11 protein-coding genes are annotated in these 13982 nt (G+C 65.1%); 10 read left to right on the top strand and 1 reads right to left on the bottom strand.

Annotated features, from left to right (window positions below):
• Positions 1-208: 208 nt before the first annotated feature.
• The 10 genes from FJ942_RS01370 to FJ942_RS01325 all read left to right on the top strand — a co-directional run bounded on the left by FJ942_RS01370 (position 209) and on the right by FJ942_RS01325 (position 13172).
• Positions 209-1231: an ABC transporter substrate-binding protein gene (locus tag FJ942_RS01370; RefSeq protein WP_140520883.1), complete on the top strand. Its 1023-nt coding sequence runs from the start codon at positions 209-211 to the stop codon at positions 1229-1231.
• 74 nt (positions 1232-1305) lie between these two features.
• Positions 1306-3786, top strand: a complete 2481-nt coding sequence (locus FJ942_RS01365) for an ATP-binding cassette domain-containing protein (RefSeq protein ID WP_140514658.1) — start codon at positions 1306-1308, stop codon at positions 3784-3786.
• Positions 3783-4832, top strand: coding sequence for an ABC transporter permease (locus FJ942_RS01360; RefSeq protein WP_140514656.1), 1050 nt, complete (start codon positions 3783-3785; stop codon positions 4830-4832). The genes FJ942_RS01365 and FJ942_RS01360 overlap by 4 nt, the downstream gene beginning before the upstream one ends.
• Before the next feature lie 95 nt (positions 4833-4927).
• Positions 4928-5755, top strand: coding sequence for a phosphogluconate dehydrogenase C-terminal domain-containing protein (locus FJ942_RS01355; protein WP_140497811.1), 828 nt, complete (start codon positions 4928-4930; stop codon positions 5753-5755).
• Between the two features lie 274 nt (positions 5756-6029).
• Positions 6030-6971 (top strand): D-ribose ABC transporter substrate-binding protein, encoded by a 942-nt coding sequence (locus FJ942_RS01350; RefSeq protein ID WP_140559315.1) that lies wholly within the window; start codon positions 6030-6032, stop codon positions 6969-6971.
• A gap of 76 nt (positions 6972-7047) precedes the next feature.
• Entirely contained in the window at positions 7048-7692 is a 645-nt protein-coding gene (locus FJ942_RS01345) for a DUF2291 family protein (RefSeq protein WP_140547284.1), read from the top strand.
• Positions 7689-9236, top strand: coding sequence for a sugar ABC transporter ATP-binding protein (locus tag FJ942_RS01340; RefSeq protein ID WP_140897113.1), 1548 nt, complete (start codon positions 7689-7691; stop codon positions 9234-9236). The genes FJ942_RS01345 and FJ942_RS01340 overlap by 4 nt, the downstream gene beginning before the upstream one ends.
• A complete protein-coding gene (locus tag FJ942_RS01335) occupies positions 9236-10300 on the top strand; it encodes an ABC transporter permease (protein WP_140675085.1) in 1065 nt (354 codons plus the stop codon). The genes FJ942_RS01340 and FJ942_RS01335 overlap by 1 nt, the downstream gene beginning before the upstream one ends.
• A gap of 2 nt (positions 10301-10302) precedes the next feature.
• Positions 10303-11337 carry a Gfo/Idh/MocA family oxidoreductase gene (locus FJ942_RS01330; RefSeq protein ID WP_140520884.1) on the top strand — a complete coding sequence of 345 codons (1035 nt, stop codon included), beginning with the start codon at positions 10303-10305 and terminating at the stop codon, positions 11335-11337.
• A complete protein-coding gene (locus FJ942_RS01325; RefSeq protein WP_140897112.1) occupies positions 11334-13172 on the top strand; it encodes a hypothetical protein in 1839 nt (612 codons plus the stop codon). The genes FJ942_RS01330 and FJ942_RS01325 overlap by 4 nt, the downstream gene beginning before the upstream one ends.
• Positions 13173-13175: 3 nt before the next feature.
• Here FJ942_RS01325 and FJ942_RS01320 read toward each other — a convergent pair whose 3' ends face one another.
• On the bottom strand, positions 13176-13889 hold the full coding sequence (locus FJ942_RS01320) for a transcriptional regulator NanR (protein ID WP_140514647.1): 714 nt from the start codon (positions 13887-13889) through the stop codon (positions 13176-13178).
• Positions 13890-13982: the final 93 nt, after the last annotated feature.

Raw genomic sequence — 13982 nt, 5'->3', positions numbered from 1 at the left:
CCGTTTGGCCAAGGAAGAACGAAGCTGACGGCCGAGCTTCGTCTCGTCCTTAAATCGAAGGAGGTTTCGGCAATCGAGGTTCCGGTGCCCGCTTGCCTATTTGGTATGCTGGTATAACATGTAGCTGGTATGGCGTCTTTCGGAGGACGTCGTAACGGAATGGCAGAAGGCCGACGTATCGGCCGGTGTTTTTTGGGAGGAAAATATCATGAAGTTTTCAACCGTGGCGGCGCTTGCCGGCGCCGCGCTGGTCAGCGTCTCGGCTGTGCCGGCAATGGCGTCACCGGATGCGCCGGTGATCGCGCTCGCCAACGCCTATTACGGCAACACCTGGCGGCACCAGATGGTGGAGGCTTTCGAAGCCTCGGCCAAGGAAGCCAAGGCGGCCGGCCAGATTGCCGACTACATCGTCATGAACGGCGACGGCTCGGTGGCGCAGCAGAACAGCCAGATCGCCGAGCTGATCCTCAAGAAGGTCGACGTGCTCGCCGTCGATGCCGCGTCGGAAACCGCGGTCAACGGGATCATCGAAAAAGCCTGCAAGGCCGGCATCATCGTCGTTTCGTTCGATTCGGTCGCCTCGGCGCCCTGCAACTACCAGCTCAACTTCGACTTCAAGGGCTACAAGGCAGCCCAGGCCGAGGCCGTCTTCAAGATGATCGGCGGCAAGGGCAACGTCATCCAGGTGCGCGGCGTCAAGGGCTCGGCGCCCGACAACGACATGTTCAACGCGCAACAGTCGGTGCTGGCCAAATATCCCGATATCAAGGTTGTCGCCACGGTCTATGGCCAGGCGACCGCGTCGGTCGCACAGGCGGCCATCGCCAACGTGCTGCCCTCCCTGCCGCATGTCGACGCCGTGCTCGCACAAGGCGGCAGCGACGATGTCGGCATCGCCCAGGCGTTCGTCCAGTATGGCGGCGACTATGCCGGCAAGATGCCGATCATCGAAGGCGGCGGCGGCACCGACTTCGTCAAATGGTGGGCCGAGGAGAACGCCAAGAACGGCTACCAGACGGTCTCGATGAACACCACGCCCGGTATTGGCGGCGCCGCGTTCTGGCTCGGCCTGTCGCTGCTCAAGGGCGCCAAGGCACCCAAGATGATGATCATGCCGGTGGCCACGGTCGATGCCGGCAACCTCAAGGAATATGCAAAGCTGCCTGGCGGCCAGATCATCAGCCCCAGCTATTCGCTCGACTGGGTCAAGCAGAACCTGCTGAGCAAGTAAGGTTGGCAATGCCAGGGACCGGGCGCCGCGGAACGGCCGCGCCCGGTCCCTGCCCGTGAAGAAACGGAGGACGAATGTCCCATCTCGCCGTAGCCCCGGAAGGCGCAGCCGCCGCGGTGCTCGCCGATCCGACCCGGCAGAGCGTTGTTTCGCTTTCCGGGATCACCAAGAGCTTCGGACCGACGCTGGCGAATGCAGAGATCGACCTCGCCGTCTCCACCGGCGAGATCATCGGGCTGGTCGGCGGCAACGGCGCCGGCAAATCGACGCTGATGCGCATCCTGTGCGGGGCGATGTGGCCGACCCTGGGCTCGATTTCGTTTGCCGGCCAGAATATCGGCTTCGCCGGCTACGACACGGCGGAAGCACAGCGCCGCGGCATCCGCATGGTGCACCAGGAATTGTCGCTGTGCGCCAACCTCTCGGTGGCCGAAAACTTCTTCCTGGAAATTCCGGCGGATGCCGCCAACCGGCCGGGCTGGCGGGCACTCTACAGGGCGCGCGCCCGCTCGGCGCTGGACGCCGTCTTCCCCGCAAACGGCATCGATGTGAATGCCGAAGTCGGCCACCTCTCCATCGCCGAACGGCAAATGGTCGAGATTGCGCGCGCCGCCGCGACCCCCGGTGTCAAGCTGATCGTTCTTGACGAACCGACCTCCTCGCTCGATCTCGATCGCTCGAGACAGTTGCGGGCCTTCATCCGCGAGCGGGCCAAATCCGGCCTCGCCTTCATCTTCATCAGCCACAAGCTTCAGGAAATCATCGACATCGCCACCCAGGTGGTCGTGCTGCGCAATGGGCGCACCGCCTGGCGCGGCGATGTGGCCGAGACGTCGATCGGCAGGCTGGTGCAGCTCATGGGGGGCGACGCCAACTCGATCCACCAGCATGGTACCGCCACCACCGGCAGCCGCGAAGCGCTGGTGCGACTGTCCGGGTTCCTGACGGCCGAACTCGGCCGCGACATCGAGATCGGCCGCGGTGAAATCATCGGATTGGCAGGCCTCGAAGGCAGCGGCCAGAAGGAGTTGCTGCACGCAATCTTCAAGCCCGATTCCGGAACGGATGCGGCCGTCGCCAGGAACGGTGAAGCCGGTTTCATCGCGGGCGACCGCCAGAAGGAAGGCGTGTTCCCCTTGTGGAGCGTGCTTGGGAACATCAGCATCGGCGCCCTGGCACGCCGCCCGGCGCTGGGCCTGGTCTCGGACCGCGCCAACCGCGCGGCAGCGGCGGATGCCGCCGGCCGGCTGCGGCTCGACGAAACCCGCTTCGGATCCAACATATTGGAGCTCAGCGGCGGCAACCAGCAGAAGGCGCTCGTCGCCCGGGCGCTCGTCGCCGACACGCCGATCGTCCTGCTCGACGACCCGACACGCGGCGTCGACATCGCCACCAAGCAGGACTTCTACCGCCTCTGCAACGACATTGCGCGAGGCGGGCGCACGCTCATCTGGCACACGACCGAAGATGCCGAACTCCTGGCCTGCGACCGCGTGCTGGTGTTTTCAGGCGGCTGCATCGTCAAGGAACTGGCCGGCGAGGCGATCACGGAATCAGCCGTCGTTGGAGCGTCCTTTGCCCAGCAGACGGACAAAGCCGCCAGTGCGGGACGCAGCGGCGCTGCCGGCGCCGGGCTTGCCCGCAGGCTGGTGAATGCTGCCCCCTTCATCGGCCTCGCCGCCGTGCTGGCGGTGATGATCTCGGCCAATCCGGCGGTCGCCTCCATTTTCGGGCTCGACCTCTTGCTGATGCCGGCGCTGTCGCTGGTACTGGTGACCGCGGCGCAGATGTTCATCGTCGGCGGCAGCGAGATCGACCTCGGCGTCGGCGCGTTCGCGGGGCTCGTCAGCGTGCTCAGCGCCACGCTGCTCTACGACCAGCCGTGGCTCGGCGCGCTGGCGCTGGCTGCGGCGATCGCCGCCTATGCCGGCCTCGGCGGCCTGATCCAGGCGCGCAAGATCCCGGCCATCGTCGTCACGCTGGGCGCGTCCTTCATCTGGGTCGGGATAGGCTATGCGCTGCAGCCGACGCCGGGCGGCGCCAGCCCCGAATGGCTGTCGGCAATGTTCAACTGGTCGCTCGGCTTCGTGCCAACCTCGATCATCCTCATCGCCGCGGTGGCAATCGTGGTGTTCGTGATCGACCGGCTGCCGCTCGGCGTGGTGCTGCGCGGTTTCGGCAACAATCCGACCGCGATGATCCGTTCCGGCTGGTCGCCGACGCGCTACGCGCTGGTGCGCTACCTCGTCGCCGGGCTGTTCGCCGCCGCCGCCGGCCTGTCGCTGACGGCGATCAATACGGCGAGCGACATCAATTCCGGCAATTCATTCACCCTGCTCAGCGTCGCCGCCGTGGTGATGGGCGGCTGTTCGCTGCTGGGCGGCGTCATCTCGCCGGTCGGCGCCGTCGCCGGCGCGGTCACGCTGGCGTTGATCGGCGCCCTGCTCGGCACCCTGAGCGTGAGCAGCGACTTCAATGCGGCGACGCAGGGATTGATCCTCATCGCCCTGCTGACCTTGCGCAGCCTGACCGCGGACCGCAGGAGCGAACAATGAATGCGCTTGCCGCCTTCAGCCCTTGGGCGCAGAAAAACCGCTGGATCTGGTCGGCGATCGGGGTGCTGCTGCTCTGGCTGGTGCTGTCCATCGTCACCAACCGCTTCAGCCTCTCCAGCCTGTCGGGCATCGTTCTGTCGGCCTCGTTCCTAACGGTCGTCGGCATCGGCCAGATGTTCGTCGTCACCACCGGGCGCGGCAATATCGACCTTTCCGTGGCCTCGGTGATCACGCTCAGCGCCTTCGTGGCGCTGCTGACCATCAAGGGCCAGGACGCCAACCTCGCCGTCGGCGTCGGCGCCGCGATCCTGCTCGGCCTTGCGGTCGGCGCTCTCAACGCGCTGCTCGTCGTCGGGCTGAACATACCGGCCATCATCGCCACGCTGGCGACGGGCTATGTGCTGGCAACCGCAACGCTGCTGTCGAACCGCGCGATATCGGGCTTCGCCGTCAGTCCGCTGTTGAAGACGCTGGCGACGGGCCGCGTCGCGGGCGTGCCGATCATGGCAGTCATCGCCATCCTGGGCGTCGCCGCAACGTCGTTCGTGCTACGCTATACCGTTTACGGACAACTGCTCTCGGCAGTCGGCCAGAACCGCGCGGCGGCGCGGCTAGCAGCGATCCGCAACAACCGGGTCATCGCCTCGGCCTTCATCATCTCCTCGGTGCTGGCCTCGCTCAACGGGCTGCTGCTGGGCGCCTATATCGGCGGCGCCTTTCTTGAAATGGGCCAGCCCTATCTCCTGCAATCCATCGCCGCGGTGGTGCTGGGCGGGACGCTGATCTTCGGCGGCTCCGCGACGGCGCTCGGCACATTGTTCGCCAGCATCCTTTTGATCCTCATCGTCACGACCATGCAGATCATCGGCCTGCCGCCCGGCGCGCAGGACATCGTCCAGGGCATCGTGGTCATTTTCGTTCTGGCGCTGGCCGGCCGGCAGGTGCTGTCGCGGCGCGCCGCCATCGACCCCGCCGCCCTCGAGAGCGCAGCCGGCGACGGCACGGCGAAACCTAAGGCGGGCGCTGCGGCAATCAGGCCGCAGTGACAATGATTTCTCTTGCCAAGATGGTAGAGTGATCATACCAGTATATAAGGTGACGATTGGCGAGACCATCGTTCAATGTTTAGGAGCAAGGCTAGATGACGACGATCGCGCTGTTCGGTGCCGGCGGCAAAATGGGTTACCGCCTTTCGACCAATTTCCGCGGCTCGCCCTATACGATCCGCCATGTCGAGGTCAGCGACGCCGGGCGCGAGCGGCTGAAGACCGGGCTGGGCTTCGATACGGTCAGTGCCGACGAGGCGCTGGAAGGCGCCGAGGTGGTGATCCTGGCGGTTCCGGACACCCATATCGGCAAGGTCGCGGCAAGCATCGAAAGCAAGCTTGCGCCGGGCACGATGGTGATCGTTCTCGATGCCGCGGCGCCGTTTGCCGGCCATTTGCCTGATCGTCCCGACCTGACCTACTTCGTCACCCACCCCTGCCATCCGCCGATCTTCAACGACGAAACCGACATGGCGGCCAAGAAGGATTATTTCGGCGGCGTCAAGGCCAAGCAGCACATGGTCAGCGCACTGATGCAGGGACCGGAAGCGGACTACGCCAAGGGCGAGGCCATCGCCAAGATCATCTGGGCGCCGGTGATGCGCTCGCACCGCGTTTCCGTCGAGCAGATGGCGCTGCTCGAGCCCGGCCTTTCTGAGACCGTGTGCGCCTCGCTGCTGGTGGTCATGAAGGAAGCTGTCGACGAGGTCGTGGCGCGGGGCGTCGACCAGCAGGCGGCCCTCGATTTCCTGCTCGGCCACATGAATGTGCTCGGCGCCGTAATCTTCGGCGAAACCAAAGGCGTGTTCTCCGACGCCTGCAACAAGGCCATCGAATTCGGCAAGCCGGTGCTGATGCGCGACGACTGGAAGCGGGTCTTCGAACCGGAAGAGATCGCAGCCAGCATCCAGCGGATTACCTGAGTGGGCCGCCGCTTAGATACAGATCACCTGAATTAGTGGTTGACTCATTATACCAGTTAGCTTTAGCTGTTCCCGGACTCGGATCGGTCATGCTTCGTTGAAGTTTGAAGTTGATGCGAGTGAGGACGGCGGGAGCGGAGCGAGGAGCAGTTCGGATGACAGCCGGCGATCGGCTCTGAAATCCGGGCGGCGCGCTGCCGGCCCTGCCTGACGAATTCAATCGTAGATAGAGGCCTCGAAACGATCGAGGCATGGGTTTCAACGGGAGGACTTCATGAAACTGACACGTAGAATGACGCTTGCCGCCTTCGCAGGCGTGCTGGCACTCGGCACGGCGATGCCCGCCTACGCGGCGGATCTCATCGCCATCATCACCCCATCGCACGACAATCCCTTCTTCAAGGCGGAAGCCGTCGGCGCCGAAGCCAAGGCCAAGGAATTGGGCTACGAGGCGCTGGTGCTGGTCCATGACGACGACGCCAACAAGCAGTCCGAACTGATCGACACCGCGATCGGCCGCGGCGCGAAGGCCATCATCCTCGATAATGCCGGTGCCGACGCCACCGTCGCCGCCGTGCAGAAGGCCAAGGAGGCCGGCGTCCCCTCCTTCCTTATCGACCGCGAGATCAACGCCACCGGCGTCGCGGTGGCTCAGATCGTCTCCAACAACTACCAGGGCGCCCAGCTCGGCGCGCAGGAATTCGTCAAGCTGATGGGCGAGAAGGGTAATTTCGTGGAGCTGGTCGGCAAGGAATCCGACACCAATGCCGGCATCCGCTCCAAGGGCTATCACGACGTCATCGACGACTATCCGGACCTGAAGATGGTCGCGCAGCAATCGGCCAATTGGAGCCAGACCGAGGCCTATTCCAAGATGGAATCGATCCTGCAGGCCAATCCTGACATCAAGGGCGTCATCTCCGGCAACGACACGATGGCGATGGGCGCCTATGCGGCGCTTGCCGCGGCCGGCCGCAAGGACGTCATCGTCGTTGGCTTCGACGGATCGAACGACGTGCGCGATTCCATCACCTCGGGCGGCATCAAGGCGACGGTGCTGCAGCCGGCCTATGCCCAGGCGCAGATGGCGGTCGAACAGGCCAACGACTTCATCAAGAACAAGAAGTCGCCCGAGAAGGAAAAGCAGCTGATGGACTGCGTGCTCATCAATGGCGACAATGCCGCCAAGCTGGAAACCTTCGCGCTCAAGAACTGAGCCGGCGCAACGCGAACAGCGGGGGGCGAACCGAGGTTCGTCCCTCGCTCCTTTTCACCAGGATGCCTCGACCGCCATGCAGAAAAAGCCGAGTTGGCCGATCCTTGCCCTGACCGCCGGCATCGCGCTCAGCGCCTGCAAGATCCTTCCGACGCCATCGGCGCAAGGCGACGGCAATGCCTCCGCCTTCAACCCTGACAAGATGGTCGAGGACATCTGGGCGGCGAAAGTCATTCCCTATCTGCAGCAGAAGGCTGGACCGTTCGCCGAGGTCCATGCGCTGGCGAAGACCGATCCGGCCGCGGCCGGCGCCAAATACGGCAATCCGAAGAAGCAGGCGAATTCGCCATGGACGTTCGCCGTGCGCGTCGAGGGCAAGATCGTCGCGGCAAACACGCAGTCGCGCGCGGCCACCATCGATGTCGACGCCGACGGTGACGGCAAGGCGGACGCGCGCGTTCAGATCGGGCCGGCGATGCGCGGCACGGCACTGCGCGACAGCCTCGACTTCGTCCAGTTCAACGACTTCACCAACCAGATCGACTTCGCCCAGTTCGGCAAGGCTTTCAACGCCCATGCGGCCAAGACGGTGCTCTCCAAGCTGCCGCGCGAGGCGCTGGAAGGCCGCACCGCCAAGGTGCTCGGCGCCTATACGATCGAAGGCGGCCAGGACCTGCCGCTGGTGACGCCGGCTGAGGCCGAGATCGGGCCGAAGCCATGAGCCAGGCCAATGGCCATGAGGTCATCCTCAAGCTGGAGGATGTCTCGAAAGTCTATGCCGGCACGGTCGCGGTCAAGCAGGCGAATTTCGAAGTGCGCAAGGGCGCGGTCAACGTGCTGGTCGGCGAAAACGGCGCCGGCAAGTCGACGCTGATGAAGATCATCGCCGGCGTCGAGCAGCCGACCGTAGGGCGCATCCTGCTCGAAGGCGAAGAGGTCTCTTTCTCGTCGTCGGGAGATGCGGTCGACCGCGGCATCGGCATGGTGTTCCAGGAGCTGAACCTGTTCGGCAACCTGTCGGTCGCCGAGAACATCTTCGCCACGCGCGAGATCACCAACCGCTTCCGCAAGATCGACCGCAAGGAACAGGAGCGCCGGGCCGGTGAATTCCTGGAGCGGCTGGAAGCCGGCATCCGGCCCGACATGCTGGTCGAGGATCTGCGCATCGGCCAGCAGCAACTGGTCGAGATCGCCAAGGCGGTTTCGCTCGACGCCAAGATCCTCATCATGGACGAGCCGACCTCGGCGCTGAGCGCCGCCGAAGTCGAGATCCTGTTCAAGGTGATCGCCGACCTCAAGGCGCGCGGCGTCGCCATCGTCTACATCTCCCACCGGCTGGAGGAACTGATCCGCATCGGCGACTACATCACCGTGCTGCGCGACGGCCGCATCACCGGCCAGGAGCAGATGAAAAACGTCGATACGCAGTGGATCGTGCGGCAGATGATCGGCTCGGACGCCAAGGACTTCGCCAAGGCCGACGGCCATGTGCCGGGCGCGGAAATCTTCCGCGCCGAGGAGATCTGCCTGCCACGCGTCACCGGCGGGCTGGCGGTCGACCACGTCTCGCTGTCGCTGCGCGCCGGCGAGATTCTCGGCATATACGGGCTGATGGGTGCGGGGCGCAGCGAGCTGTTCGACTGCATCATGGGCCGTCACGGCCATGCCAGCGGCAGGATCTTCATCGCCGGAAAGCAGGTGAAGGAGCGCGACACGACGCGCCGCATCCAGCGAGGGCTGGCCTTGATCCCAGAGGACCGCCAGCGCGAGGGCCTGGTGTCGATCCTGTCGGTCGCTAGCAACCTGACGATGGCGAGCCTGTCGCGCTTCGTGCGCCTGTTTCACATCCGCGGCGGTGCCGAGCGGCAGGCCGTGATGCAGATGGTGCGGGAACTCGCAATCAAGGTCGCCGACCCGGCGCAGGAGGTCTCGTCGCTGTCGGGCGGCAACCAACAGAAGGTGGTGATCGGCAAGGCGCTGCTCACCGGACCGAAAGTGCTTCTGATGGACGAGCCCAGCCGCGGCATTGATGTCGGCGCCAAGGCCGATGTCTTCCGCACCATGCGCAAGCTTTCGCGCGACGGGCTGGGCATCCTGTTCGCCACCTCGGACCTCGACGAGGTGATGGCGCTGTCCGACCGCATCGCGGTGATGAGCAATGGCAGATTGACCGGCATGTTCGACCGCGCCGAAGCGACGGAGGCGGCGATCGTCGCCGCGTCGGCGCTGGGCCACGGACCGGCCGCACATGGGGAGCAACGCTGATGACTGACATTCCGGCCAAGGCTGCCGCTTCCTCCGCCTCCAGCGGCTCGGCGCTGCTGACGCTGATGAAGCTCAGAACCTTCATTGCGCTGATCGCCGTGCTGGTGTTCTTCTCGATCGCGGCGCCGAACTTCCTGTCGGCCGCCAATCTGATCCTGATGGCCAAGCACGTGGCGCTCAATGCCTTTCTCGCCATGGGCATGACCTTCGTCATCATCACCGGCGGCATCGACCTTTCGGTTGGCTCGATCGTCGGCCTGTGCGGCATGGTGGCCGGCTACCTCGTGCTCAACGGCATCGACCTGCAGATCGGCTACACCATCTATTTCAATGTCGTCGAGATCGCCTTGATCACGCTCGCGGTCGGCATGCTGATCGGCGCCGTCAACGGGCTGCTGATCACCAGGCTCAACGTCGCGCCCTTCATCGCCACGCTCGGCGTGCTCTATGTGGCGCGCGGCTTCGCGCTGCTTTCCTCCGACGGCCGCACTTTCCCCAATCTCGTCGGCAAGCCGGAACTCGGCACCACCGGCTTCGGCTTCCTGGGTGCCGGCCGGCTGCTCGGCCTGCCGGTCTCGATCTGGATCCTGATCGTGGTGGCGGTGGGGGCGGCCTATCTCGCCCGCTACACGCCGCTTGGCCGCCACATCTTCGCCGTCGGCGGCAATGAGCGCGCCGCGCGCATCTCGGGCGTGCGCGTCAACATGGTCAAGATGTTCGTCTACATGTTCTCCGGCTTCTGCGCGGCAATCGTCGGGCTGATCATCTCGTCGGAGCTGATGGCCTCGCATCCGGCGACGGGCGAGAGCTTTGAGCTCAACGCCATCGCCGCGGCGGTGCTTGGCGGCACTTCGATGTCGGGCGGCCGCGGCACGATCGGCGGCACCATCGTCGGCGCCTTCGTCATCGGCATCCTTTCGGACGGGCTGGTGATGATGGGCGTGAGCTCGTTCTGGCAGATGGTGATCAAGGGCCTCGTCATCATCGTCGCCGTCGTCGTCGACCAGGCGCAGCGCCGGCTGCAGCAGCGCGTTACCCTGATGCAGATGGCAAAGGCGGGCTGAGCATGGCGGAGTTGCGTGGAGCGCTGATCGGTTGCGGCTTCTTCGCCGTCAACCAGATGCATGCCTGGCGCGATATCGAAGGCGCCTCGATCGACGCCATCTGCGACCGCGATCCGGAGCGGTTGCGGATCGTCGGCGACCAGTTCGGCGTGGTGCGGCGCTACACCGATGCGGCGGAACTTTTCGCCGCCGAGACCCTCGACTTCGTCGACATCGCCACCACTGTCGGCAGCCATCGACCGCTGGTCGAGATGGCGGCAGCGCATGGCGTTCCCGTCATCTGCCAGAAGCCGTTCGCGCCGACGCTTAGCGATGCCAAGGCGATGGTCGCGGCCTGCGCCAAAGCCGGCGTGCCGCTGATGGTGCATGAGAACTTCCGCTGGCAGTCGCCGATCCAGGCGGTGCGCGCTGTGCTCGACAGAGGCGAGATCGGCACGCCGTTCTTCGGCCGCATCTCCTTCCGCTCCGGCTACGACGTGTTTTCCGGCCAGCCCTATCTGGCGACCGGAAAACGCTTCATCATCGAGGACCTCGGCATCCACATCCTCGACATCGCCCGCTTCCTGCTCGGCGACGTCACGAGCCTGACCGCGCGGACCACACGCATCAACCCCGCCATCGCCGGCGAGGATGTGGCGACGATGCTCATGGATCATGCCGGCGGCGCCACGTCGGTTGTCGATTGCAGCTATGCGACCAAGCTTGCCACCGAGCCGTTCCCGGAAACACTTATCGAGCTCGACGGCGTCGACGGCACGATCCGGCTGGCGCAGGGCTACCGGCTGACCGTCACCGGCAAGAGCGGAACCAGAGTGAGCGATGTCTCGCCGCCGCTCCTGCCCTGGGCCTCGCGGCCATGGCACAACATCCAGGAAAGCGTGCTGGCCATCCAGCGGCACTGGGTCGACTGCCTTGTCGGCGGCAAGGAGCCGGCGACCTCGGGCGCCGACAATCTGAAGACATTCGCCCTGGTCGAGGCCGCCTATGCGGGTGCTGCGAGCCGCGAACCGGTGCAGATCGAAGCCTTGCTGCAATGACGGCCGACGTGTTCGATCTTTACGGCACACGGGCGGCCGAAGCGGCACCGATCCTGCTGCAGGCGGGCGCGTTGAGTGCCGAGCTGGTCAACGGCAATCTGCGCACCATCCGTCATGCCGGCATCGAAGTGCTGCGCGCCATCGCCTATATCGTGCGCGACCGCGACTGGGGCACTTATGAGCCGGAGCTGACGGACCTGACCGTCGACCAGAAGGACGACCGTTTCTCGGTAAGCTATGAGGCGAATTGCACCGGCCCGGACGACAGCAGCCTGCGCTTCCACGCGACGATCGAAGGCTCCGCCGACGGCAGGCTGGTCTTCGATGTGACAGCGCTGCCGGAGAGCGATTTCGAGACCAACCGCTGCGGCTTCTGCATCCTGCATCCGATCGCCGGCCTCGCCGGCAGCCCGGTGACGGTGGAGCACACCGACGGCAGTGTGGCGGAGACGGAACTGCCTGATCTGATCGACCCGTGGCAGCCCTTCAAGAACCTGCGTGCCATCACCCATGGAGTGCGTCCCGGCGTCAGTGCCGAATGCCGGATGGAAGGCGATATTTTCGAGATGGAGGACCAGCGCAACTGGTCGGACGCCTCCTACAAGACCTATGTGCGGCCGCTGGCCTTGCCGTGGCCCTATGTGCTGCCGGCCCGCGAACCGCTGCGCCAGACGGTGAGCCTGCGCCTCACCGGCGGCGCCGGGATGCCCGCCGCGACCGCGAGTGCCGAACCGGTCCGCATCGAACTCGGCGAGACCGGGCCAAGGCTGCCCGATATCGGCATGATCGTCTATCCCGAGGACATCGAGGCAACGTTGGCCGAATTGCTGATGCTGGCAAGGCTCGGCCCGCGGCAACTCCTTTTCCATTTCGATCCGACGCGCGGCCACGGCCTGGACGCGCTGCGCGCCCATGCCCGGCTCGCCGCGGCGCATCCCGCCTCGACCACGCTCGAATGCGTGGTGGCCTGCACGGGCGACCTCGATGCCGAATTCTCCGATGTCGCCGATATGGTGCGCCGGGTCGGCCTGCGGCTCGATGCGGTTGCCGTCTCGCCTTCGGTCGACCGCCAGTCGACGCCGCCGGGCAGCGCCTGGCCGGCATGCCCGCCGCTGGAAGAAATCTATGCCGCGGCGCGGCGCGCCTTTCCCGGGATCCGCCTCGGCGGCGGCATGTTCAGCTATTTCACCGAGCTCAACCGTAAGCGCGTGCCCGCCGACCAACTCGATTTCGTCACGCACTGCACCTGTCCGATCGTTCACGCCGCCGACGATCTCAGCGTCATGCAATCGCTGGAGGCGCTGCCCTTCATCACCCGGTCGACCCGGGCGATCTTCGGCGACAAGCCTTACCGGATCGGCCCGTCGACCATTGCCATGCGACAGAACCCCTATGGCGGCGCGACCAAGGACAATTTTGCCGGCCAACGCATTGCCATGGCGAACCGTGATCCCCGCCATGCCGCGCAGTTTGCCGCCGCCTGGACCATTGGCTATGCCGCGCGCGTCGCGCCGGCCGGGCTGGAGATGCTGACACTGTCCAGCATCACCGGCCCGTTCGGCGTGCTGGCCGCATCCGGCGAACCTGTCGCCGAGGGATCACCGCGGCCGATTTTCCGGGCCGTCCAAGGGCTTTGCGAACTGGCTGGGCTCGCGCATGTTGCCGCGAAAACAAGCGATGAGACGCGTGTTGCGGCGCTGGCCGGACGCGCCGCCTCGGGCGACATTGCCGTCTGGCTGGCGAACCTGACGGCGAACGACGTCCCGGTTGATGTTTCGGCACTGGGTCAGGGCCATCTTACGATGTCGCCCTACGCCATTGTCCGGGTTGGCTAGGCCTTACTTATCGGAATTCATCACATAGAGCGCACGCGAGCGTTCGAGATGCTTGATCATCGCCTTTTCGGCGCCGTCGGCATCCCGGTGCTCAATGCGGTCGATGATCTCCTCATGCTCGGTCAGCGTGTATTGTTCCTTGCCGGTCCAGATCAGCATCTCGGTGTGGTATTCCTTCAGCCAGCCGAGTGTGGCTTCGCTGACGGCAACATAGATCGGATTGCCCGATATCGCCGATATCTGGGTGTGGAACTTCATGTCGGCGGAGATGAAGGCTTCGGAATCACCGCGCGCGGCGCGCTGCTCGGCCACCGTTGCCCTGAGCCGCTGCACATCCTCGGCGGTCGCCTTTTCCGCGGCTTCCCTGACCATGCCGCGCTCGAAGAAGATGCGCGCCGTCTTCAGGTGCTCCAGCGTGTCCCTGGATGAAGACAGGATGATCTTGGCCGCGCCGTCGACCTGCTTGATGATCGATTTGGCGGTTAGTTGCAGCACCTTGGCGCGCTCGCCATGCGAGATGGCGACCAGTCCCATATTGCTCAGCGCCTGCATGGCCTCGCGGATCGCCGGCCGGCCGACCTCGAAGCGCTCCATCAACTCGCGTTCGGACGGCATGTCGTCGCCCGGCTGCAGCTCGCCGCTGGTGATCAGCCGCTTCAGCCTTGCAAAGACTTCGTCGGAAAGTTTGCGCCGGACGATCGGCTCCGAACGGTTCATCGTGACGAATCACTCCCTGGCCCGGTTCCTGTTTAGCATTCCAGGCAGGATTACCGGAATGCCTGCGCCTGGAGCGGTCCCGCGATTTCATGC

The organism is Mesorhizobium sp. B2-4-2 (assembly GCF_006442845.1).
GTDB lineage: Bacteria > Pseudomonadota > Alphaproteobacteria > Rhizobiales > Rhizobiaceae > Mesorhizobium.
This window is presented reverse-complemented; position numbering and strand designations above follow the sequence as displayed.